The organism is Blastococcus sp. SYSU D00695 (genome assembly GCF_054050555.1).
Genome location: NZ_JBJGZP010000001.1, coordinates 1 through 22,442 on the forward strand (window position 1 = coordinate 1; position 22,442 = coordinate 22,442).

Genomic DNA, 22,442 nt, shown 5'->3' on the forward strand with positions numbered 1-22,442 from the left:
CCCCCGCCCCACGCCCCCCCCCGCCCCCCCCCCCCCCCCCCCCCCCCCGCCCCCCGCCCGCGGCCCCCCCCCCCCCCCCCCCCCCCCCCCCCCCCCCCCCCCCGTGACTGCACATCGTCGGGGGCGGTGACGGCCCGCGGTGTCCGCGCAGGTCAGCGGGCCCGCTCCCAGTTTCTGTTCACCTTGATGCGGTACATCTTCGGTATGCCTGCCGTTCACCTGGAGATCGAGAAGAAGTACTCCGCGGACGACGCCTTCGAGCTCCCGCCGCTGATGGACCTCGTGGCCGGCGGCGACCCCGGCGCGGACGTGGGCGGCGGCGGGCCGGTCGTGGAGGCCGAGGCGCAGCAGCAGGAGCTCAAGGCGACGTACTTCGACACCGCCGACCTGCGCCTCGCGGCCGCCGGGCTGACCCTGCGCCGGCGCACGGGTGGGGACGACGCGGGCTGGCACCTCAAGGTCCCGGCCGGCCGCGGCGCCCGCTCGGAGGTGCGCCTCCCGCTGGGCCGGGCCTGGCGCACCGTGCCGGAGCCGCTGCGCCGGATGATCCGCGTCCACAGCCGTGGCGGCCTGCTGCAGCCGGTCGCCGAGATCGCCACCGACCGGACCGTGCACCGCCTGATCGACGCGACCGGCCAGGTGGTCGCGGAGGTCGCCGACGACCGTGTCCGCGCCCGCCGCCTGCTGACGGCCGGCGCGGCCGACAGCGCGGGGGCCGCGACGACCTGGCGGGAGATCGAGGTCGAGCTGGTCGGCGGCACGACCGAGCTGCTGGAGGCCATCGACGCGCGCCTGCGGGAGCGGGGGCTGCGCCCGTCGGGCAGCTCGTCGAAGCTCGCGCAGGTGCTGGACGGCGCGCAGTCGGGCCAGAAGGGCAAGGTCAACGGCAAGACCAAGGGCAAGGGCAACGGCAAGGCGAAGGGCGGGGCCGGGGACCGCGCCGCCGAGCTGACGGTCACGTCCGAGGCCGGCGCCGTCGTCCTGGCCCACGTGCGCGAGCAGGTGGACCAGATCCGCGCCCAGGACCTCCCGGTCCGGCTGGACGCCCCCGACAGCATCCACAAGATGCGGGTGGCCACCCGCCGGCTGCGCAGCGCCCTCACCACGTTCAAGCCGCTGTTCGACGCCGACGTCGCCCGGCCGCTGCGGCAGGAGCTGAAGTGGCTGGCCGCCGAGCTCGGCGCCGCCCGCGACGCCGAGGTGATGCGCGACCGGATCGCCGCCACCGTCCGGGCCGACGGCACCCCCGGGGACGCCGGGGCCGAGCGGGCCGTCGCCGACCTCGACCGGGTCTACCGCGAGGCGCACGACCGGGTGCTCGCCGAGCTCGACGGGGAGCGGTACCACCAGCTCGTGGAGCGCCTCGACGCGCTGGTCGCCACGCCGCCCGTGACGTCGCGCGCTGCCAAGGGCGCGGGCGAGGTGCTGCCGGCGCTGGTGGGCCGCAGCTTCGCCGTCGTCCGCGGGCTGGTCGAGGAGGCCCACTCCCACCCGGCCGGGCCGGAGCGGGAGGAGCTCCTGCACGACGCGCGCAAGGCCGCCAAGGCGGCGCGGTACGCCGGGGAGTCGGTGTCGCGCGTCTTCGGCGCGGACGCGGCCGCCTTCGCCGCCGCCATGGAGGCGGTGCAGGAGGCGCTGGGCGAGCACCAGGACTCCGTGTTCACCCGGGAGCGGCTGCGGGAGCTCGGGCTCTCCGCCACCTCGGTCGAGTCGGCCTTCCTCTACGGCCGCCTGTACGCCCTCGAGGAGGCCCGCGCCGAGCAGTTCCGCGACCGGTTCGAGGAGGCGTGGGCGGACGCGCAGCGCAAGTCCCTCCACCGCTGGACGCGCTGACCTCGGCACCACGCACGCACGAACCCCCACCCGCGCCACCGCGGCGCACACGACCTCGAGAGGTGCACACGTGAACAAGTCCGACCTCATCACGAAGATGACCGAGCGTCTCGACGGCGACCGGACGGCCGCCGTGGCCGCCGTCGACGGCGTCCTCGCCGAGATCCAGGGCGGTGTCGCGCGCGGTGAGCGGGTGTCGCTGACCGGGTTCGGCACCTTCGAGGGCCGCCACCGGGCCGCCCGCACGGCCCGCAACCCGCGCACCGGCGAGACCGTGCAGGTCGGGGAGGCGGTGATCCCGGTCTTCCGCGCCGGCACCGGCTTCCGGGCCCTGCTCAGCCGGGACGGCGCGCCGGCGTCCGCGGTCACGGAGGACGGCGCCCCGGCCGCGGAGCCCACCCCCGTCGCCGACACCCGCGCCGCCGACGCCCAGGCCACCGAGACCGCGGCCACCGAGCCCGAGACCGCGGCCGTCGAGACCGAGGTCGCCGGGCCCGAGGTCGCCGAGACCGTGGCGGTCGCGGCCCCCGCCGGCCGGGCGTCCGGGGCGAAGGCGGGCAAGGCGGCGAAGGCCAAGGCCAAGGCGGCCAGGGCCTCCGCGGTCGAGCTCGACAAGGGCAAGCTCGGCAAGGTCAAGCTGGACAGGACCAAGCTCGGCAAGGGCAAGCCGGAGAAGGCCAAGGCCGGCAAGAAGGCGGGCAAGGGCGCCCGCTGACCCGGCCCGCCGGTGGGGCGGGCGGGGTCAGACCCGCCCGCGGAGGATGCGGCGCCAGTAGACCTGCGGCAGCGCGTACCGGTCGAACCACCAGGTCGCGCGCCGGGGCCGCACCGGGTCGACGAACGGGACGGACGGCTCCGGCCGTCCGTCCCGGTCGACCTCGGTCAGCGACAGCACGTGGCGGCCGACGGTGATCGGCACGACCGTGTAGCCGTCGTAGCGCTGCAGCGGCCGCCCGTCCCGCGCCGCGGCGAGGTTGGCGGCGAGCACCGCCACCTGCTTGCGCAGCGCCCCGCCCGAGGGGCGCGTGCGCAGGTCCGCGGCGTCGCCGATCGCCCACACCGACGGGTGCCGGCGGTGCCGCAGGGTGGACGGGTCGACGTCGACCAGGCCGGGGTCGTCGTCGGCGGCGAGCCCGCTGTCGGCGACGAAGCGCGACGCCCGGTACCGCGGCACCAGGTGGGCGGCGGCGACGTCCTCCAGCACGACCGGCCCGGCGGGGGAGTCGACGGTGACGGCGTGCAGGTCGGCGTCCACGTCCGCGACCCGGCTCTCCCGCAGCACCTCGACGCCGTACTCCGCCAGCGCCCGCTCCAGGACGTCGTCGGCGCGCGGCACCCCGACCGCCGTCCGCCCGGGCAGCACGAGCCGCACGTCGAGGTCGCGCAGGACGCCGGTGCGCCGCCAGGAGTCGCAGGCCAGGAAGAGCGGCTTGAGCGCGGTCGGGCCGCAGGACGCCGGCTCGGGCGGCACGGTGAACAGCACCCGCCCCGCCCGCAGCCCCGACAGCAGCGGCCACACGCGCGGCGCGCTGCCCGGGACGTAGGTCGAGGCGGCCCACCCCTCGGCGTACGCCTCCTGCAGGCCGGGCGTCGCCGCCCAGTCCTCGACCAGGCCCGGGCACAACACCAGCGTCGCGTAGCGCAGGGTGCGCCCCCGCCGGGTCCGCACGGTCGACGACGACGGGTCGACGGCCGCGACCGCGTCCCGCACCCAGGTCACCCCGTCGGGCACGACGTCGGCCATCGGGCGCTCGAGGTCGGCCATGGTCGCCTGCCCGCCGCCGACGTAGTTCAGCAGCGGCTTGTACCGGTGCACCGGCTGCGGGGCGACGACGGTGACGCCGGTCGTCCCGTCGCGGACCAGCCGCGCCGCCAGGGAGATGCCGGCGTTGCCGCCGCCCACGACCAGGACCTCGTGCTGCTGCTCCGTGCCGTCGGCGTCCACCGGGGGACCGTTCCCCGCGGAGATCGGTCGCACACGACCCGTCGAGGACGGATCGGCGACGGCGATCCCGCCGCGGTGTCCGATCGCGGCGGCCTCGTTCGTCAAGGAGATGATCGCCACGACCAGCCGACCGAGAGGACGGACCCGATGGGCCGCTACGCGTTCCTGCTGTACGACGACGAGACCGGGTACGACGACGCCGACGAGCAGGGGGTCGCCGAGGAGATGCGCCTGCACGAGGAGTTCATGGCCGCCGTCACGGCCGCGGGGGCGAGCATCGTCGCCACCGAGGCGCTGGAGGGGCCGTCGACCTCCCGCACCGTGCGCCGCGACGCCTCCGGGGCGCTGGTCACCGACGGTCCCTTCGCCGACACCAAGGAGGCGCTCGGCGGTTTCTACGTCATCGACGCCCCCGACCTCGACGTGGCCGTGCGCCTGGCCCGGCTCTGCCCGGCGCCGACCGTCGAGGTGCGCCCCGTCATGGTCCTGCCCGACGGCGTCTGAGGACCCCGGTGGACGAGGTCTTCCGTGCGGCGTGGCCCGTCGTCGTCGCCTCGACGGCCCGCCTCACGGAGGACCTCGACCTCGCCGAGGACTGCACGCAGGAGGCGGTCGAGCGGGCGCTGCGCGCCTGGCCGGCCGGCGCGCCGGACAACCCCACGGGCTGGCTGACGACGACCGCCCACCGGATCGCCCTGGACCGGCTCCGCCGCGCGGCGACCCTCCGGCGCAAGCTCCCGCTGCTCGTGGAGCGGACCGGCGACGACCCGGGTCCCGCGCCGACGGACCCCCTCCGGCTGGTCTTCACCTGCTGCCACCCCGCGCTGCCCCTCGAGTCGCAGGTCGCGCTCACCCTCCGGCTGGTGTGCGGGATGGACGTCGGCCGGATCGCCGCCGTCCTCCTGGCGGGGGAGGCCGGCGTCGCCCGGCGGATCACCCGCGCCAAGGCGCAGATCGCGGCCGCGCGGATCCCGTTCCGGGTGCCGCCGGACGACGAGTTGCCGGCCCGGCTGGACGCCGTCCTCACCGTGGTGCACCTGCTGCACACCGCCGGACACCGCGGGTCGGCGGCCGGCCTGCACGACGCCGAGCCGGCCCGGCGCGCCACCGAACTGGCCCGCATGCTGGTCCGGCTGCTGCCCGGGGAGCCCGAGCCGCGGGCCCTCCTCGCGCTCGTCCTGCTCACCGAGGCCCGCGGGCCCGCCCGGACCGATGCCGAGGGGGACCTGGTGCTGCTCGCCGACCAGGACCGCTCGCAGTGGGACGCGCGCTCGTCCGGGAGGGGCTCGCGCTGGCCACCGAAGCCCTGCGGGACGGCGCGCGCGGGCGCTTCGCACTGCAGGCCGGTGTCGCCGGGCTGCACGCGGTGGCGCCGAGCTGGGCGCAGACGGACTGGGCGCAGGTCGTGACCACCTACGACGCGCTGATGCGGGCCTGGCCCTCGCCGGTGGTCGCGCTCAACCGGGCGGCCGCGCGCAGCCAGCTCCCGGGCGCGGATCTCGCCGCGGTGCTGAGGGAGCTGGACGGGCTGGCGCCGGCGCTGGTCGGCTACCCGTACCTGCCGGCCGCCCGCGCCGACGTCCTGGCCCGGCTCGGACGACCGGGGGAGGCCGCGGCGGCCTACGGCGAGGCGCTGGCCCTCACCGCGAACCCGGTGGAGCGGCGGTTCCTCGCCCGGCGCCGCGCCGAGCTCCCGGAGAGCTCCGGGCGCTGACGGCGCGGCCCCGTCCGGCGGCCGGGTCAGGGGCGCAGGGCCTCGAGCACGTACTCGAGCTCCTCCACCGGCCGGCCGGGAGGCAGCACGATGCCCGGCACGTCGGCGCCGGCGTCCGCCCAGCCCTGCACCGCCGCCCGTGCGGTCGCCGCGTCCCCCGCGACGAGCACCTCGTCCACCAGCACCCGGGCCTCCGGCGGCAGCACGGGGGAGCGCGGGGTCGGGTTCGCCGCCACCACCGCGTCGACGGCCGCGCCCAGGCCGAGCCGGCGCAGCGTGCCGGCGTACAGCGGGCCCATCCCGGTCAGGTAGGTGACCACCCACCACGCCGCGACCTGCTCGGCGGTGGCGGGGTCGGCGGCCACCGCGACCGGCAGCCCCGGGAGCACCGCGGGCAGCGGCCGGTCGGCCGGCATCGCGCCCGCCTGCAGCTGCTTCACACCGTCGGCCAGACCGGAGCGCGGCAGGAAGAAGGGGCACCAGCCGTCGGCGAGCTCGCCGGCCAGGCGCACCGACCGCGGGCCCAGCGCCGCCAGGTGCACCGGCACCTCCGCGTGCGGCGGGACGGCCAGCCGCAGCGGGCGCTGCCCGCCGGCCAGCGTCGGCGTCACCCGGCCACCGGCGAGCAGCGAGCGCACCTCGCGGGTCACCGACCCCAGCCGGGTCACCGGGGCCTCGAACCGCTGGTCGTGCAGCCCCTCGGCCAGCTGCGGGGAGCCGGCGCCCAACCCCAGCGTGAACCGGCCGCCGGACACCTCGGCCAGCGAGCCGGCCAGCATCGCGATCCCGGCGGGGCTGCGGCCCCACACGTTGAGCACGCCGGTGGCCAGCCGGATCCGCTCGGTCCGCGCGGCGATCGTCGCCAGGAGGACGGCGGCGTCGTGCGCCCAGCCCTCGGCGACGGAGAAGGAGTCGTAGCCCAGCGCCTCCGCCCGGCCCGCCAGGTGCAGGACGACGTCGGCGCGGTTCTCCATCGGGGTGACGCCCACGGAGAGGCGTCGCGGTGCGGTGTCCATGGTCAGCGCCTCCAGGCATCTGTCCTCGTCGTCGGGCCGCCGCTACTGTCGGCCGGGCCCGTTGCATCCCGATTGCAGGCCCGCGATGACAGGTGCAGGCACGGCCCAGGTCCGCATCCTCGGACCGCTGCAGGTGGAGGACGGCCACGGCCCGGTCGCCGTCGGCGGCCACAAGCCACGGACGCTGCTCGCCGTCCTGCTGCTCGCCGGCGGGGACCTCGTGTCGACCGACCGGCTGGTCGGGACCCTCTGGGGGGACGCGCCGCCGCCCGGCGCGGGCACCGCGCTGCGGGCCTACGTCTCCCGGCTGCGCGGCGCGCTCGGCGACGCGGTGGCGCTGCGCTACCGCCCGCCCGGCTACTGCCTGTCCCTGGACGGCGCGACGCTGGACGCCGAGGCCTTCGAGCGGCTGGTGGCCACGGCCCGGTCCGCCGCGGCCGCCGGCGAGCCCGAGCGCGCCCTGGCCGACCTCGACGCCGGGCTGGCGCTGTGGCGCGGCGACGCGCTCGCCGAGTTCGCCGACGAGGAGTTCGCCGCGGCCACCGCCGCCCGGCTGACCGAGCTGCGCACGAGCGCGACCGAGGACCGCCTCGAGCTGCTGCTCGAGCTGGGGCGGGCGGCCGAGGCGCTGCCGGAGCTCGAGGCGGCGGTGCGCCGCCACCCGACGCGGGAACGGCCCGCGGTCGCGCTGATGCGGGCGCTGTACGCCACCGGCCGGCAGGCCGACGCGCTCGCCGCGTTCCACGACCTGCGCACCCGCCTCGACGAGGAGCTCGGCGTCGAGCCGGCCGCCGCGGCCCGCGCCCTGTACCGGCGGATCCTCGTCCACGACCCGGCGCTGGCCGGCCGCCCGCCCCCGGGCAACCTGCCGCGGCGGGCGAGCGGGTTCGTCGGCCGCGAGCGGGAGGTCGACCGCGTCCTGGCGGCGCTGCGCGCCGGGCCCCTGGTGACGCTGACCGGGGTCGGCGGCGCCGGGAAGACCCGGCTGGCCGTCGAGGTCGCCACCCGCGACCGGGCACGGTTCGCCGACGGCGTGTGGCTGTGCGAGCTGGCCGCCCTCCCCGACGGCGGGCCGGTCGGGCACGCGGTCGCGGCGGTCCTGAACGTCCAGCAGCGGCCCGGGCTCTCGATCGAGCAGACCGTCGTGGAGTACCTGCGCTCGCGCACCGCGCTGCTCGTCGTGGACAACTGCGAGCACGTCCTGGCGCCGGCCGCCCGGCTCGTCGCCGCCGTGGTGGCGCACTGCCCGGACGTCGTCGTCCTGGCCACCAGCCGGGAACCGCTCGGCGTGGAGGGGGAGCAGCTGTGGCCGGTGCCGCCGCTGCCGGCGCAGGACGCGGCCGAGCTGTTCCTCCAGCGGGCCCGCGCCGTGTCCCCGGACCTGCGGCTGGACGCCGCCGACGCCGAGGCGGTCGCCACCGTCTGCGCGCGGCTCGACGGCCTGCCGCTGGGCATCGAGCTGGCCGCCGCCCGGATCCGCGTCATGACCCCTGCGGAGATCGCCCGGCGGCTGGAGGAGGCGCCGCTCGTGGGCGGCGGTCGCGGCGCCGTGGCGCGGCACCAGAGCCTGGGGCAGGCGATCGACTGGTCCTACCGCCTCCTCCCGGAGGCCGAGCGGCGGGTGTTCCGCGGCCTGTCGGTGTTCGTCGGCGGCGCGGACCTGCGCGCCGTGCACCGGGTGGCCGACCCCGAGGCGACGGGGGACGAGGCCCTGGACCGCCTCACCCGGCTCGTCGAGCGCTCGATGGTGGCCGCCGTCAACGGCGGGGCGCACAGCCGCTACCGGCTGCTGGAGACCCTGCGCGCCTACGGGCGCGCCCGGACCGAGGCCGACGGCAGCGGCGGCGCGCTGCACCGCCGGCACGCCGCCTACTACGTGGACCTGGCCGAGCGGGCCGCGCGCGGGGTGCAGGGCCCGGACGAGCGCGCCTGGGTGCAGGAGGCCCTCGCCGAGACCGACAACCTCCGGGCGGCGTTCCTCCACACGTGCGCGGACGGCGACCGGGACCTCGCGCTGCGGCTGACGGCGGCCGTGCCCGAGGTGATCAGCCTGCGGATCGGGTACGAGGCCGCGGCCTGGGCCGAGCGGGCGGTGGTCGGCGCCGACCCGGCGCACCCCCGGTACGTCGCCGTCGTCGGCGCCGCCGCCCGGGGCGCGTGGAACCGCGGGGACTTCGCCCGGGCCACCGCGCTGGCCGCCCTGGCCGAGGGCCGCCGGCCGCCGCCGGGCACGGCCCGCATCGCCCACCCGGGGGACGTGCTCGCCGACGTCGCGCTGTACCAGGGGGACGCCGCGTCCGCGCTGCGGCACTACGCCGCCGAGTCCGGGCACGCCCGGGCCGACGGCGACCGGATCCGGCTGGTCTGGACGCTGTACTACGTCGCGGTCTGCCACGCCGTGCTCCGGCAGCCGCAGCACGGCCTCGCCGCGGCCCGGGAGAGCCTCGACGTCGCGGAGGGGACGGCGAACCCGACGGCGCAGTCGATGGCCCGCTACGCGGTCGGCCTCGTGGTCAAGAAGTCCGACCCCGAACGCGCGCTGGGCCTGTTCGACGCCGCGGGCGGTCTCGCCGCCGACGTGCGCAACTTCTGGTGGCACGGCGTCGCGCTCATGGAGGCCGCGGCCACGCGCGGCGTGCACGACGCCCCGGCGGTCGCCGCACGCGCGTTCCTCGTCGTCCTGGACCACTGGGACCGCGTCGGCGACGCCACGCAGCAGTGGCTCGCCCTGCGGTACGTGGCGCGGCTGCTGCACCGCGTCGGCGCCGAGCCCGACGCCGCCGCCCTGCACGCCTGCCTCGTCGCGGCGGGCAAGCCCTCCCCGCTCGGGCCGCCGGCCCCGCCTCCGGCGCCGGTCGCCGGCGGGCCGGGGCAGCTCCTGGGGCGGGCGGTCGCCGCCGCCCGCGCGGCCCTGCACCGGATCGCGTGAGCGTGCAGCGGCGGTGCAACCGGGCTGCAACGGGCCGGGACCACCGTCGTCGCATGACGAACACCATCAGCAACACCACCGACACCACCGACGCAGCCGCCGCCGACCGCGCGCTGAAGACCCGGCACCGGGCGATGTGGGCCCTGGGGGACTACCCGGCCGTGGCCGCCGACGTCATCCCCGAGCTCGGGCCGGTCCTGGTCACCGCGGCCGGCGTCGGCGCCGGCGACCGGGTGCTGGACGTCGCGGCCGGCAGCGGCAACGTCGCCGTCCCCGCGGCACTCGCCGGTGCCGACGTGACCGCCTCCGACCTCACCCCGGAGCTGCTCGAGGCCGGCCGCCGCTCGGCCGAGCGGCAGGGCGCCCGGGTGCAGTGGGAGGAGGGCGACGCCGAGGCGCTGCCCTACGCCGACGGGACGTTCGACGTCGTCCTGTCCTGCGTCGGCGTCATGTTCGCCCCGCACCACCGGCAGGCGGCCGACGAGCTGGTCCGGGTGTGCCGGTCCGGCGGGACGATCGGGCTGATCAGCTGGACGCCGCAGGGTTTCGTCGGCGAGATGTTCGCGACGATGAAGCCCTACGCGCCCCCGCCGCCGCCGGGTGCCCAGCCGCCGCCGCTGTGGGGCGACGAGGAGCACGTGCGCGGCCTGCTCGGCGACCGGGTCACCGACGTCGTCGCCCGCCGGCAGACGATCACCGCCGGCGGCCAGCCCTCGCCCGAGGCCTGGGTGGACTACTGGAAGACCGTCTACGGACCCACGATCGCGGCCTACCGCGGCATCGCCGACGACCCCGCGCGCACCGCAGCGCTCGACCGCGACCTCGCCGCCCTCGTCGCCCGGTACGACTCGGGCACCGGGTCGGTCCGCATGGACTGGGAGTACCTGCTGCTCACCGCCCGCCGCGCCTGACCCGCCCGGCCGGGCCGCCCGGTCGGGCGGCCCGGCCCCACCCCCCCCCGAGGAGCACGAGATGACCGACGTCCTGGTCCGGCGCGACGACCCCCGGACGACCCGCGTCGACGACGGCGAGCCGGCGGCGACCGCGGTGGCCGAGGGCACGGTGCAGTTCGCCGTCGAGCGGTTCGGGCTGACCGCGAACAACCTCACCTACGCGGTGCTCGGCGACGAGCTGCGCTACTGGGACCTCTTCCCCGCCCCGGAGGGATGGGGACGGATCCCCGTCTGGGGCTTCGGCCGGGTCCTGGCCTCGGGGGTGGAGGGGATCACCGCGGGGGAGCGCTTCTACGGCTGCTGGCCGATGTCGTCGCGGGTGACCCTCGAGGTGACGCCCGCCGGGCCGGGCTTCGTCGCCTCCTCCGCCGCGCGGGCCGACCTGGCCCCGACCTACAACCGCTACCTGCGGGCGGTGCCGCGGACCGGGTTCCCGCCCGAGCTGGACGACGCCGCGGCGGTCGTGCGCCCGCAGTTCCTGACCGGCTGGCTGATCGCCGACCAGCTCGCCCGCAGCGGCTGGCACGGCGCGGACACCGTGGTGCTCACCTCGGCGTCGAGCCGGACCGCGCTGTCCACGGCGGCCGCCGTCCGGGAGCACGAGGGCGCGCCGGCCGTCGTCGGCCTCACCTCGCTCGGGCGCGTCGGCCCGACCGCCGCGACCGGGCTGTACGACCGGGTCCTGGACTACGACGAGATCGCCGGGCTGCCCCGGTCCGGCGGGCTGGTGCTGGTCGACGTCGCCGGCGACCCGGCGCTGCGCGCGGCCGTCCACCGGGCCACCGCCGACGTCCTGCGCGCCTCGGTCATGGTCGGGGCGACGCACTGGGAGCAGGCCAGCCTCGACGGGGACGGGCTGCGCGGCCCGCAGCCGGTGTGGTTCTTCGCCCCCGCCGTGGCCGACGAGCGGGCGGCCGAGCTGGGGCAGCTGCCGTTCGCCCGGCTGCTCGGCGCGGCGTGGGCCTCCTTCGCCGCCACCCGGCTGCCGCAGCTGGTCACCTTCCGCCACGAGACCGGCGCCGACGCGCTCACCGCTGCCTACGCGGCGCTGCTCAAGGGCGACGTCGACCCCCGCGAGGGGCTGGTCCTGTCCCTGTAGCCGGAGCGTGTGCGCCCACGCCGCGGGATCGGCCGCGAAGTGCGGCGTCGGCGCACACGCTCCGGGCGCCCGAGGCGGTCCAAGTCGTCTGCAAGACCGTTGCAGACGGCGGGCGCGAGAGTCGGACCGGCCGAGAACGGCCCGACCCGAGGAGCCCGCGATGACCGCCACCACCGGCACGATCGACACCCGTCAGATGAACACCGTCCACTCCCTCTTCCGGCGCGAGTTCCGCCTCGCCGGCGGCGTGGTCCGCCGGGTCGAGGCCGGCGACACGGAGCGGGCCCGGGTCGTCGCCGACCACCTCGAGCTGCTGACCCGCACGCTGCACCACCACCACACCGCGGAGGACGAGCTCATCTGGCCGCGGCTGCTCGAGCGGGTGCCGGAGGAGCTGGCGCCGGTCGTGCGGCTCATGGAGACCCAGCACGGCCGGGTCGACGCGCTCGTCGCCGAGCTCGACGAGCTGCGGCCCCGCTGGGCGGCCACCGCCGGCGCCGCGGACCGCGACCGGGTCGCCGACCTGCTCGACGAGCTCCACGTGCACCTCTGCGAGCACCTCGACGCCGAGGAGGAGCGGGTGCTGCCGATCATCGCCCGCACCATCACCGAGCAGGAGTGGCACGCGGTGGGCGAACGCGCCCGCACCAGCAACCGCCGGGACCAGGCGGCGCTGGTGCTGGGCATGCTGCAGTACGAGGGCGACCCGCAGGCCATCGCGATGATGTTGGCCGCCGCCCCGGCACCGGTCCGCTGGCTCGTGCCGAAGCTGTCGCGCCGGGCGTTCCGCAAGCACTCCCTCGTCGTGCACGGCACCGCGACGCCCTGACGGGAGGACCGGCCCGCGCGGCGGTCCTCCGGGCGCCGTCGTCGCGGCTCAGTGCAGGGCCGACAACCCGCGCTCGAGGTCCTCCAGGTTCATGCAGGGTGAGATGGTCACCCGGGCTCCCATCTGGAACAGGGGCTCGGAGACCACCGGCAGCTGGGCGGCGTCGGTCATGTCGATGACCGCCCACAGGCTGCGGCAGCCCTCGTCCCCGACGAAGTAGACGGCCTCGGGGTGCAGCCGCTCGACGGTCTCCCGGATCGTCTTCTCCATGCTGCCCTCGGCGAGGGCACGGTTGCCGCTCTCGGTGTCGACGACGGCCTTCAGCATCATGCGCATGGCGACCTCCTGGGCGTGGGCCGCCCAGGCTGGCCCGCGGCGTCCCCGGGGGCCAGAGGCGTTCGGCCCCGGGAATGCGGTCCGCGCCGCGCGACTTGGCGGGGGGCATGACGACTCTCGGACTCATCGGCAGCGGGCACATCGGCGGGACGATCGCGCGGCTGGCGGTCGCCGCCGGGCACGACGTCGTCCTCAGCAACAGCCGCGGACCGGAGACCCTCGCCGACCTCGTCGCGGAGCTCGGCCCGCGCGCGCGGGCGGCGACCCCGGCCGAGGCGGCCGAGGCCGGCGACCTCGTGGTGGTCACCATCCCGCTGAAGGCCTACCGCACCGTCCCCGTCGACCCGCTGCGCGGCAAGGTCGTGATCGACACGAACAACTACTACCCCGACCGCGACGGGCAGATCGCCGAGCTCGACGACGAGTCGACGACGACCAGCGAGCTGCTGCAGGCCCACCTCCCCGACTCGCGGGTGGTCAAGGCCTTCAACAACGTCTACTTCGCCCACCTCGCCACCCTGGGCCGGCCCGCCGGCTCCCCGGACCGGTCGGTCATCGCCATCGCCGGGGACGACGCCGACGCCAAGGCGACCGTCACGCAGTTCCTCGACACCCTCGGCTACGACGCCTACGACGTCGGCCCGCTCGCCGAGGGGTGGCGCTTCCAGCGGGACACCGCCGCCTACGCCGGCCTGTACCTCGCTCCCGGCACGGAGTTCCCCGGCCCCGGCCGCCCCGCGACGCCGGAACTGCTGCGGGAGAAGCTGGCGGCGGCGGTGCGTTACCGCGACATGTAGCGCGCCCGGTCCCGCGGCCTTGCGGAGATCGTGCGGAACGGCTGCGGCGACCCTGCGCCGCGACCGGCACAGTCGTCCTCGTCGCCGGGTCACGGGGGGACCGGCGACAGGGGGAACGCACCGCAGGAGCCCCGCTCGCGGCCTCGGGGGAGGGCCGTCGAGCGGGGCTCCTGCGCGTCCGGTGCCCCGGTCCGTGCTCGGTCCTGCGGTCTTGCTCGCGGTCTCGCGGTCCTGCAGCACCGCGAGACCGCGAGGAACACCGCAGGAGCGCACTGCACCCGCCCGTGGGCGGGCGAGGTGTCAGGCCGCGAGCGGGTGGTGGTGGCAGCGGCCGCCGCCGGTCGCCCGCGCCCCGCAGGGCGCCCCGGACCGGGTCAGCTCGCCGCTGTCGCCGCACCGCGCGGGGCCGGCCGCGGAGGGCGCCGGGGGAGTGGGGACCGAGCGCACGAACGGGAGGACGACGCCGTTCCCGGCCGGCGCGGCGGTCTCCGGGGTGGCGACTTCCGGGGCGGCGGTGGCCTCCGGGGCGGTCGCGGGCTCGCGGCGCCCGGCGAGGCGCTGCAGGGCGGCGGCGGCCGACAGGCCGGCCGTGAAGGCGGTCAGGGCGGTGGCGAGGTGGCTGGCGCGCATGCCCTCTCCATCGGCTGCCCGGAGCCGCAACGGGACGGCCCGGTCAGGTCCCGCAGAAGGTCCGGTAGGCCGCGCCGAAGTCGGCCGGCGCCGGTGCGGCGTACCGCTCCAGGCCGGGGCGCTCCTCGTACGGCCGGCCGACCGCCTCCAGCAGCCGCCCGAACGGGCCGAGGTCGCCGCCGGTGGCCGCCTCCAGCGCCTCCTCCACCAGGTGGTTGCGCGGGATGTAGGCGGGGTTCACCCGGTCCATCGCCGCGCCGTCCGGGCCGGTCGCCCGCCAGCGCTGCGCCCAGGCGTCGAAGCCGGCGAGGTCCAGGAACAGGTCCCGCGCCGGGGTGGCGTCCCCGCGCGCCGCGGCACCGAGCGCGCGGAAGAACGAGGTGTGGTCGACGTGGCCGGCCCGCAGGAGGGCGAGCAGGTCGTCGCTCAGCGCCGTCACCACGGCGTCGTCCACCCCGTCGGGGAGGCCGAGCTTGGCGCGCATCCCCGCCGTCCACGCGGCGCTGTACCGGGGGCGGAAGCCCTGCAGGGCCGCGACGGCGACCTCGACGGCGCGCTCCTGCTCCTCGGCCAGCAGCGGCAGCAGCGCCTCGGCGAACCGGGCCAGGTTCCACTCCAGGACCAGCGGCTGGTGGCCGTAGCGGTAGCGGCCGCCGGCGTCGATGGAGCTGTAGACGGTGTCCGGGTCGACGGCCTCCATGAAGGCGCACGGGCCGTAGTCGATGGTCTCGCCGGAGATCGTCGTGTTGTCGGTGTTCATCACGCCGTGCACGAAGCCGAGCAGCATCCACTGTGCGACCAGCGACGCCTGCGCGGCGACGACCGCCTCGTACAGCGCCAGGTAGGGGTTCTCCGCGTCGGCGGCGTGCGGGTGGTGCCGGGCGATCGCGGCGTCGGCGAGCCGCCGCAGCAGGCCGGTGTCGCCGGTGGCGCGCGCGTACTGGAAGCTGCCGACCCGCAGGTGGCTGCTCGCCACCCGGGCGAGGACGGCGCCGGGCAGGGCGGTCTCGCGGTACACCGGCCGGCCGGTGGCGACGACGGCCAGCGCGCGGGTGGTGGGGACGCCGAGCGCGTGCATGGCCTCGCTGACGACGTACTCGCGCAGCATCGGGCCGACGGCGGCGAAGCCGTCCCCGCCGCGGGAGAACGGGGTGGGGCCCGAGCCCTTGAGGTGCAGGTCGTGCACGCGGCCCTGGGGGTCGACCAGCTCGCCGAGCAGCAGGGCGCGGCCGTCGCCCAGGCGCGGGCTGTAGCCGCCGAACTGGTGCCCGGCGTAGGCCTGGGCGACCGGGCGCGCGCCGGCCGGGACGGCGGTGCCCACCAGCAGGCGCACGCCCTCCTCGGTGCGCAGCGCCGCCGGGTCCAGGCCGAGCTCGGTGGCCAGCGGCTCGTTGAGCGCCAGCAGCCGCGGGTCGGGGGCCTCCGCCGCCTGCCACGGCAGCGCCAGCTCGGGCAGCTCGCGGGCGAACCGGTCGTCGAGGCTCACGGTCGGCGCGGGGGCGGTGGTCACCCCCTCGACGGTACGACCCGCCCGCGTTGCGCACCGGGCGGCGGCCGTCGTCACGCCGGCCCCACCCGCCCCGTGTCGGCGCGCACGTGCCCGCTCGCGGCGTCCTGACCGGCCACGATGCCGCCGGGCGCCCGCTGGGGGCGAAGCCGCCGACCCCGGGAGAGCCGTGCCGACCCGCCCCGCCGTCCGTGCCGCACTGCTGGCCTGCGCCGTCCTCGGCGTCGGCCTCGTGCCCGGCGTCGCCGCGGCCGACCCGGCGGACACCGAGACCGTCACCGAGTGCACCGAGACCGCCCTGCGGGCCGCGATCACCGACGCGCCCGACGGCGGCACGGTGGAGATCGCCTGCGACGACCCGATCCTCGTCACCCCGGAGGGTGGCAGCACGATCGTCGTCCGCAAGACGCTGACCATCGCCGGCACGGTCCCCGGCGTGGTGGTCGACGGCGGCAACCGGACGTCGCTGTTCGTCGTCGAGCCCGGCCCCGACGTGCAGACGGCCGAGGACCTGCCCACGCTGACCCTGCGCGACCTCACCCTGACCCGCGGCTTCTCCACCGACCAGGGCCTGACCGGCGGAGGCGCGGTGTGGAGCCTCGGCAACCTCGTCGCCGAGCGGGTCGCGTTCACCGACAACCACTCCTACACCGTCGGCGGCGCGGTCCTCGCCATGGGACACGGGACGACGACCGTCGTCGACAGCACCTTCACCGGCAACACCGTGACCTGCCCGCTGGTCGGGTCCGGCGGCGGCGCCATCGCCGTCCGGCAGAAGGGGCGGACGACGATCACCGGGAGCACGTTCACCGGCAACGCCGTGGTCGGCATGGCCTCCGGTGGCGCCGTGCTGGCCTACGTCGGCTGGTACGCCGGCATGGCCGCCGAGCCGCCGCCGGAGCCGCTGCCGCCGCACGTGCTGAGCGGCCCGGTCGTGATCAGCGGCAGCACGTTCACCGGCAACGCCGTGTGGGTCTCGGGCATCACCGACCGGCTCCTCGGCGGCGGAGCGGTCGCGACCTTCGACCACCCGCTCGACGTCTCCGACAGCACCTTCACCGGCAACCACGTGGTCGCGCCGGTCGTCCCGGCCCACGGGGGCGCCGTCCTCGCCGCCTCGCTGCGGGACACCCCCACCTCCCTGACCACCGTCGACGTCCTCGACGGCGGGTTCCCCGACACCGCCGAGGCCTTCGGCGGCGTCGTGCCGACCGACGGCCGGGGCGGCGGGATCGCGCTGCACGGCACCCCGGCCACGGTCGAGGACACGGTCGTCGCCGGCAACCGCGCCCGGCTCGGGGGCGGCCTGCACAGCCGGGGCGGCCCGGTCGACGTCACGAACTCGACGATCGAGGGCAACACCGCCGGCGGGGCGGACGCCGACCCCGACGTCAACTCCGGCGGGGGGATCAGCACCTGGGGCCCGCTGACGCTCACCGACAGCCTGGTCCGGGACAACGCCGGCGCCTCCTGCGTCCTGTGGCCGGCCGGCCTGGGAACCGGGGACCCGGTGGCCGACGGCGGCGGCAACGAGGTGGACGCCCCCGGCTCCTGCTTCCGCCCGCCGGTCCCGGCCACGCCGCCCGCGTCCACCGGCGGACTCGGCGCGCCCGCGGCGCCGACGGTGCCCGGCGACCCCGTCGCGCTGGGCGGCAGCGGCTTCGCGCCGCACGCCCGGGTCACGCTCGCCGCCTACCCGCTGCTCGGGGCCGCCACGGCGCCGGGCACCGCGGCCGCCGCTCCGGCGCCCGTCGACCTCGGCACGACACCGGCCGACGCGGGCGGGGCCTTCACCGCCTCCCCGGTGCTGTCCGGCGCCGGGGTGTGGCGGGTGGTCGCACTCGGAGCCGGCCCCTCGGGGACCCCGGTGGCGCTCTCGGCGGTCGTGGTGGTCGCGGCCGCGGGTACCGACGTCGCCCCGGTCGTCACCGCGCAGCCGGCGTCGGCGAGCGGCGCGGTCGGGACCTCCGTCGTCCTCACCGCCGCCGCGGCGGGTGCCCCGGCGCCCACCGTGCGGTGGCAGCGGTCGGACGACGGCGGCGCGACCTGGACCGACGTCCCCGGCGCGACCGGTGGCACGCTGACCGTCCCGGTGACCGCCGGCGGCGGGTCGTTCCGGGCGGTGTTCACCAATGCCGCGGGGACGGCGACCAGCGGCGTCGCGCTGGTCAGCGGACCCGGCGGCGGGTCCGGAGGAGGCAGCGGCGGCACGGCCGGTGGCGGGGCCGACCCCGTGTCGGGCGGCGCCGCCGTGCCCGCGCCGGGAGGGCCGGGGTCCGGCGGGCTGGCGCTGACCGGCGCCGACGTCCTGCCCGTCGCCGTCGCCGGTGGGGTGCTCGTGCTCGCCGGTGCGGTCCTGGTGGCCGGCGCCCGGCGGCGTCGCACGGCCCCCGCGGCGGACTGACCGGCGCGGTCAGTCCGGCGCGTCGACCAGTGCCTGCACCGCGCGGGCGTAGAGCGCGACGACCCGCTCGCGGCCGGCCTGGTCGAGCACCGACTCGCTGATCGTCGGCCAGGCCTGCATGAGCCCCCCGACCTGGGCGGCGATCAGCTCCGCGCGGACTCCCGCGTCGGGCCCCTCGAGCCGGGCGGTCAGCCGGTCGATGAACTGCACGCGGGCGCTCGCGCGGAGGCTGGCGCGCACGGCGTCGTGCTCGGAGGCGCGGACCATCGTGGCGTAGGCCCGCCGCTCGCGCTCCCGGTCGGGGTGCAGGACGTAGGCGACGAGCGCCGCGCCGAGCGTCTCCAGCGGGCCGTCGAGAGCCGGCCCGTGGCCGCTGGCCAGGCCCATGACCTCGATGAACAGCTGCTCCTTGGACCCGAAGTGGCGGATCACCAGCGCCGGGTCCACGCCGGCCGCCGCCGCGATCGCGCGGACCGACGTCGCGGTGAACCCGCGCTCGTCGAACATGTCGCGCGCGCTGGCGGCGATGGCCGCGCGGGTCGCGGCGCCGGAGGAGGCGGCGGGCGTCCCTGTGGTGGTCACCCCGGCACGGTCGCACACGTGTCAACGTCGTTGACAACGGTCGGTCAACGGCGTTGACTGCCGCCCGGGTTCGTTGCTCCGAGCAACGAGTCGACCGCCGCCCGCACCCGAGGAGTTCCCGCATGACCACCGCGCAGACCGCACATGTGCCGGCCCGGGCGATCGACCCGCCCGCCCGGACCTGGCCGTGGCTGCTGTTCGTCGGCATCGGCGCGCTGGTCGTCTCGCTGGCCCAGTCCCTGCTCATCCCGGTGCTCGCCACGCTGCCGGCCGCCCTCGACGCCTCGGCCGACACCGTGCAGTGGCTGTTGACCTCGACGCTGCTGGTCGCGGCCGTCGCCGTCCCCCTCTTCGGGCGCCTGGGGGACATGTTCGGCACGCGGCGCATGCTGCTGGTCGCGATCGGCGCGCTGGTCGTGGGCTCGCTGCTCACCGCGACCACCAGCAACGTGCCGCTGCTGATCGTCGGTCGCGGCATCCAGGGCATCTCCACCGCGGCGATCCCACTGGGCATCAGCCTGCTCAGCCGGCTGCTGCCCCGCGAGCGGGCCGGCGGGGCGATCGCGCTGATCAGCGCCATGCTGGGCGTCGGCGGCGCCCTCGGACTGCCCTTCGCCGGCGTCATCGCCGAGCACTTCGACTTCCACGCCCTGTTCTGGATCTCCGGGGCGGTCGCGGCCGTGGCCTTCGCCGGCATCCTGCTCGTCGTCCCCGAGGCGCCCGCCCGCAGCGGTGGCCGCGTCGACGTGGTCGGGGCGGCGCTGCTGGGCGGCGCGCTGGTGTCGCTGCTGCTCCCGCTGGCCGAGGGCTCGGACTGGGGCTGGGGCTCCGGGCGGGTCGTCGGGCTGCTGGTGCTCGCCGCCGCGCTGTTCGCCGTCTTCGGCTGGTGGCAGACCCGCGTCGCGGACCCGCTGGTCGACCTCGCCACGATGCGCCGCCGCCCCATCGTGCTGACCAACGTGGCGTCGCTGCTGTTCGGCTTCGCGATGTTCGCCTCGTTGATCGGCACGGCGTCCTACGTCCAGGCGCCGCCGGCCAGCGGCTACGGGTTCGGCTCCTCGATCGTCGTCGGTGGCCTGGCGATGCTCCCCGGCGGCCTGGCCATGCTGGTGTTCGCCCCGCTGTCCGCGCGCCTCATCGCCCGGCGTGGCGCCCCGCAGGTCCTCGCGCTCGGCGGCGTCGTCGTGGCGCTGGGCTGGCTGGCCCGCATCGTGTTCACCGGGTCGCTGACCGAGGTGGTGCTGGGTGCGACCGTCGTCGGCATCGGCACGAGCATCGGGTACGCCTCCATGCCGGCCCTGATCAACGAGCACAGCCCCCGGGACGAGATCGCAGCCGCCAACGGGGTGAACTCGCTGCTGCGTGCCGTGGGCAGCTCCCTGGCCAGCGCGGTCGGAGGCTCGATCCTCGCCGCCGCCACGGTGACGCTCGGCGCGTTCGCGCTGCCGTCGCTGACCGCCTACCGGGTGCTGTTCGTGGTGTGCGGGGTGGCGGCCCTGGTCGCCGCCGCGGTCGCGCTGTGCATCCCCGCCCGCGCCCAGGGGGAGTGACCGGAGGCCGCCGTCAGCCGTCGCGTGCGGGCCGCTGTCCGGGGTGGTCCAGGCGGCGGCGGGCGGCGGCCTCCGCCGGACCGGTCAGGGTGAGCAGCAGCAGTCCCCAGTAGTTCACCGCCGGGAGGGCCACCCCGACGACCAGCGCCAGGGCGAAGGCGGCGACCGTGACCATCCCCGGCACCGGGTGGACGACGTCGGCGCCGGCACGACGCAGCGCCGGCCGTCGCCAGAGGAGCAGGCTGAGCGCGGAGAGCAGCGCCGAGCTCGCCGTCATCGTGCCGATGTACAGCGCGATCGCAGGCCGCTGCGTGCCGTAGACGGCGATCACCTGCGTCGCGAACGGCAGCACGACGATGGTGAGGATCCAGGCGAAGCCGAGCAGCACGAGGGTGCTGTCGTAGCTGCCGATCCGCTCGACCAGCCGGTGGTGGACGAGCCAGAGTCGCGCGATCACGACGAAGCTGAGCAGGAAGGCGCCGAACTGCCGCCACTCCTCCCGCAGCACGGTGCCCAGGTCGTCCTGCGGGGCGTCGAGCACCTCGACCAGCGGCAGCACCAGCAGGGTGATGGCGATCGCCACCACCGCGTCGAGGAAGGTGACCAGCCGGTCCAGGCCGCGCTCGGTGCGCACGCGCGGCACGGTAGCGGGCTGATCGGGACGTGGTACCTAGCGCAACGGATGTGATCCGCGCCACTCTTGCTCTCGCCGTGCAGAGGACCGGGAGGGCGCCATGGACAGGGACAACTACGTCGCCGAGCTGCCGTTCGGCCGGCCGGAGATCGACGACGAGGCCTTCGTCGCCCCGACCGCAGTGGTCGTGGGTGCGGTGACGATGGGGCCGAGGTCGAGCATCTGGTACGGCTCGGTCGCCCGCGCCGACGAGGAGGCGATCGTCCTCGGGCCCGGCACCAACGTGCAGGACGGCTGCGCGCTGCACTCCGACCCCGGGTTCCCGCTGGTCGTCGGGCGCGGGGTCACCGTCGGGCACCGGGTCGTGCTGCACGGGGCCCGGATCGACGACGACGTCCTCGTCGGGATGGGCAGCATCGTCATGAACGGCGCCCACATCGGCGGCGCGTCGATCGTGGCCGCGGGCGCGGTGGTCACGCCCAACACGGAGGTCCCGCCCTGGTCGGTGGTGGCCGGCGTGCCGGCCCGCGTCGTCCGGGCGGCCACCGAGGAGGACCTCGAGCACATCCGCGCCAACGCCGAGAGCTACACCCGCCGGCTGCCCGCCGCCCGCCGGGTCCGGCCGGTGGTCCGTCGTCCGCTGCCCGCGGCCGGGCTGGTCGCCGGAGACGGGATGTACTGACGCGGACGCCGACCCGGCCGGGACGCCGGCTGCGTGGGTGGGTCCGGGACGGGCTCGGGGCGGCTGGGGGACGGGCGGCTGCCCGCTCTGCCGGCGGGTTCCGCACCTTGCCGGCCGGATCGGCCCGGCGACGTCCGGAACCGGCCGGCAGAGTCGGCTCGACCGGCCGGATCGGCCCGGCGACGTCCGGAACCGGCCGGCAGAGTCGGCCCGGCCGGTGGCGTCCTCGGACGCGGCCGGGCCGGTCAGTCCCGGGGGCGGCGCCGGATCCTCGAGCCCAGCCAGGTGAGCGGGTCGTAGCGGCGGTCCACCACCCGCTCCTTGAGCGGGATGATCCCGTTGTCGGTGAGGTGGATGCCCTCCGGGCACACCTCGCTGCAGCACTTGGTGATGTTGCAGTAGCCCAGGCCGAACTCGTCCTGGGCCCGGCGCCGGCGGTCGACGGTGTCCAGCGGGTGCATGTCGAGCTCGGCGAGCCGGATCAGGAACCGCGGCCCGGCGAAGGCGGCCTTGTTCTCCTCGTGGTCGCGGATCACGTGGCAGGTGTCCTGGCACAGCCAGCACTCGATGCACTTGCGGAACTCCTGCGAGCGCTCGACGTCGACCTGCTGCATCCGGTGGTTGCCGTCGTCGTCGCGCGGGCGCGGGGTGAACGCCGGGACCTGCGCCGCCTTCTCGTAGTTGTAGGAGACGTCGGTGACGAGGTCCCGGATCACCGGGAAGGTCCGCAGCGGTGTCACCGTCACCGTCTCGTCCTCGGCGAAGGTGCTCATCCGGGTCATGCACATCAGCCGCGGCCGGCCGTTGACCTCCGCGCTGCACGACCCGCACTTGCCGGCCTTGCAGTTCCACCGGACGGCGAGGTCGCCGGCCTGGGTGGCCTGCAGTCGGTGGACGACGTCGAGCACGACCTCGCCCTCGTTCACCGGCACGGTGTACGTCTGCAGGTCCCCGCCGGAGGCGTCCCCGCGCCACACCCGGAACGTCGCGTCGTAGCTCATG

At 76.9% G+C, this 22,442-nt stretch carries 21 protein-coding genes; 13 read left to right on the top strand and 8 right to left on the bottom strand.

Annotated features, from left to right (window positions below; translation table 11 throughout):
* Positions 1 to 204: 204 nt before the first annotated feature.
* Both ACI781_RS00005 and ACI781_RS00010 read left to right on the top strand, forming a co-directional pair.
* Positions 205 to 1,833, top strand: coding sequence for a CYTH and CHAD domain-containing protein (locus ACI781_RS00005; protein WP_456564012.1), 1,629 nt, complete (start codon positions 205 to 207; stop codon positions 1,831 to 1,833).
* A gap of 70 nt (positions 1,834 to 1,903) precedes the next feature.
* Positions 1,904 to 2,548: an HU family DNA-binding protein gene (locus ACI781_RS00010; RefSeq protein WP_456564013.1), complete on the top strand. Its 645-nt coding sequence runs from the start codon at positions 1,904 to 1,906 to the stop codon at positions 2,546 to 2,548.
* Positions 2,549 to 2,575: 27 nt separating this feature from the next.
* Here ACI781_RS00010 and ACI781_RS00015 read toward each other — a convergent pair whose 3' ends face one another.
* The gene (locus ACI781_RS00015; protein ID WP_456564014.1) at positions 2,576 to 3,778 is read right to left on the bottom strand and encodes an FAD-dependent oxidoreductase; all 1,203 of its coding nucleotides are present in this window, start codon (positions 3,776 to 3,778) and stop codon (positions 2,576 to 2,578) included.
* A gap of 147 nt (positions 3,779 to 3,925) precedes the next feature.
* Between ACI781_RS00015 and ACI781_RS00020 the strand changes: the two genes are divergently transcribed.
* From ACI781_RS00020 to ACI781_RS00030, 3 genes are read left to right on the top strand one after another with little or no spacing between them, the layout of a single operon-like run.
* A complete protein-coding gene (locus ACI781_RS00020) occupies positions 3,926 to 4,282 on the top strand; it encodes a YciI family protein (protein WP_456564015.1) in 357 nt (118 codons plus the stop codon).
* Between the two features lie 8 nt (positions 4,283 to 4,290).
* The gene (locus ACI781_RS00025) at positions 4,291 to 5,187 is read left to right on the top strand and encodes an RNA polymerase sigma factor (RefSeq protein WP_456564016.1); all 897 of its coding nucleotides are present in this window, start codon (positions 4,291 to 4,293) and stop codon (positions 5,185 to 5,187) included.
* Positions 5,184 to 5,492 (top strand): hypothetical protein, encoded by a 309-nt coding sequence (locus ACI781_RS00030; RefSeq protein ID WP_456564017.1) that lies wholly within the window; start codon positions 5,184 to 5,186, stop codon positions 5,490 to 5,492. The genes ACI781_RS00025 and ACI781_RS00030 overlap by 4 nt, the downstream gene beginning before the upstream one ends.
* Positions 5,493 to 5,518: 26 nt before the next feature.
* Here ACI781_RS00030 and ACI781_RS00035 read toward each other — a convergent pair whose 3' ends face one another.
* Complete coding sequence (locus ACI781_RS00035; protein ID WP_456564018.1) at positions 5,519 to 6,508, bottom strand: LLM class flavin-dependent oxidoreductase; 990 nt, start codon at positions 6,506 to 6,508, stop codon at positions 5,519 to 5,521.
* Between the two features lie 85 nt (positions 6,509 to 6,593).
* Between ACI781_RS00035 and ACI781_RS00040 the strand changes: the two genes are divergently transcribed.
* The 4 genes from ACI781_RS00040 to ACI781_RS00055 all read left to right on the top strand — a co-directional run bounded on the left by ACI781_RS00040 (position 6,594) and on the right by ACI781_RS00055 (position 12,318).
* The gene (locus tag ACI781_RS00040; RefSeq protein ID WP_456564019.1) at positions 6,594 to 9,437 is read left to right on the top strand and encodes an AfsR/SARP family transcriptional regulator; all 2,844 of its coding nucleotides are present in this window, start codon (positions 6,594 to 6,596) and stop codon (positions 9,435 to 9,437) included.
* A gap of 53 nt (positions 9,438 to 9,490) precedes the next feature.
* Positions 9,491 to 10,348, top strand: coding sequence for a class I SAM-dependent methyltransferase (locus tag ACI781_RS00045; protein ID WP_456564020.1), 858 nt, complete (start codon positions 9,491 to 9,493; stop codon positions 10,346 to 10,348).
* A gap of 61 nt (positions 10,349 to 10,409) precedes the next feature.
* A complete protein-coding gene (locus tag ACI781_RS00050) occupies positions 10,410 to 11,489 on the top strand; it encodes a DUF2855 family protein (protein WP_456564021.1) in 1,080 nt (359 codons plus the stop codon).
* A 160-nt stretch (positions 11,490 to 11,649) separates the two neighbouring features.
* Positions 11,650 to 12,318: a hemerythrin domain-containing protein gene (locus ACI781_RS00055; RefSeq protein WP_456564022.1), complete on the top strand. Its 669-nt coding sequence runs from the start codon at positions 11,650 to 11,652 to the stop codon at positions 12,316 to 12,318.
* A 48-nt stretch (positions 12,319 to 12,366) separates the two neighbouring features.
* On the opposite strand, the gene ACI781_RS00060 is transcribed toward ACI781_RS00055, so the two are convergent.
* On the bottom strand, positions 12,367 to 12,654 hold the full coding sequence (locus tag ACI781_RS00060; RefSeq protein WP_456564023.1) for a hypothetical protein: 288 nt from the start codon (positions 12,652 to 12,654) through the stop codon (positions 12,367 to 12,369).
* Between the two features lie 107 nt (positions 12,655 to 12,761).
* Here ACI781_RS00060 and ACI781_RS00065 point away from each other — a divergent pair, with 107 nt between their 5' ends.
* On the top strand, positions 12,762 to 13,451 hold the full coding sequence (locus tag ACI781_RS00065) for an NADPH-dependent F420 reductase (protein ID WP_456564024.1): 690 nt from the start codon (positions 12,762 to 12,764) through the stop codon (positions 13,449 to 13,451).
* Between the two features lie 300 nt (positions 13,452 to 13,751).
* On the opposite strand, the gene ACI781_RS00070 is transcribed toward ACI781_RS00065, so the two are convergent.
* Together ACI781_RS00070 and ACI781_RS00075 are read right to left on the bottom strand one after the other, a co-directional pair.
* The gene (locus ACI781_RS00070; RefSeq protein WP_456564025.1) at positions 13,752 to 14,081 is read right to left on the bottom strand and encodes a hypothetical protein; all 330 of its coding nucleotides are present in this window, start codon (positions 14,079 to 14,081) and stop codon (positions 13,752 to 13,754) included.
* A 43-nt stretch (positions 14,082 to 14,124) separates the two neighbouring features.
* Positions 14,125 to 15,591, bottom strand: coding sequence for a protein adenylyltransferase SelO (locus tag ACI781_RS00075; RefSeq protein WP_456564026.1), 1,467 nt, complete (start codon positions 15,589 to 15,591; stop codon positions 14,125 to 14,127).
* A 166-nt stretch (positions 15,592 to 15,757) separates the two neighbouring features.
* On the opposite strand from ACI781_RS00075, the gene ACI781_RS00080 reads away from it, so the two are divergent.
* The gene (locus tag ACI781_RS00080; RefSeq protein ID WP_456564027.1) at positions 15,758 to 17,992 is read left to right on the top strand and encodes a hypothetical protein; all 2,235 of its coding nucleotides are present in this window, start codon (positions 15,758 to 15,760) and stop codon (positions 17,990 to 17,992) included.
* 9 nt (positions 17,993 to 18,001) lie between these two features.
* On the opposite strand, the gene ACI781_RS00085 is transcribed toward ACI781_RS00080, so the two are convergent.
* Positions 18,002 to 18,574: a TetR/AcrR family transcriptional regulator gene (locus ACI781_RS00085; RefSeq protein WP_456564028.1), complete on the bottom strand. Its 573-nt coding sequence runs from the start codon at positions 18,572 to 18,574 to the stop codon at positions 18,002 to 18,004.
* 122 nt (positions 18,575 to 18,696) lie between these two features.
* Between ACI781_RS00085 and ACI781_RS00090 the strand changes: the two genes are divergently transcribed.
* A complete protein-coding gene (locus ACI781_RS00090) occupies positions 18,697 to 20,124 on the top strand; it encodes an MFS transporter (protein WP_456564029.1) in 1,428 nt (475 codons plus the stop codon).
* Positions 20,125 to 20,137: 13 nt separating this feature from the next.
* Here ACI781_RS00090 and ACI781_RS00095 read toward each other — a convergent pair whose 3' ends face one another.
* The gene (locus ACI781_RS00095; protein WP_456564030.1) at positions 20,138 to 20,758 is read right to left on the bottom strand and encodes a TMEM175 family protein; all 621 of its coding nucleotides are present in this window, start codon (positions 20,756 to 20,758) and stop codon (positions 20,138 to 20,140) included.
* Between the two features lie 100 nt (positions 20,759 to 20,858).
* On the opposite strand from ACI781_RS00095, the gene ACI781_RS00100 reads away from it, so the two are divergent.
* Complete coding sequence (locus ACI781_RS00100; protein ID WP_456564031.1) at positions 20,859 to 21,440, top strand: gamma carbonic anhydrase family protein; 582 nt, start codon at positions 20,859 to 20,861, stop codon at positions 21,438 to 21,440.
* A 245-nt stretch (positions 21,441 to 21,685) separates the two neighbouring features.
* On the opposite strand, the gene ACI781_RS00105 is transcribed toward ACI781_RS00100, so the two are convergent.
* The gene (locus tag ACI781_RS00105; RefSeq protein ID WP_456564032.1) at positions 21,686 to 22,441 is read right to left on the bottom strand and encodes a succinate dehydrogenase/fumarate reductase iron-sulfur subunit; all 756 of its coding nucleotides are present in this window, start codon (positions 22,439 to 22,441) and stop codon (positions 21,686 to 21,688) included.
* Position 22,442: the final 1 nt, after the last annotated feature.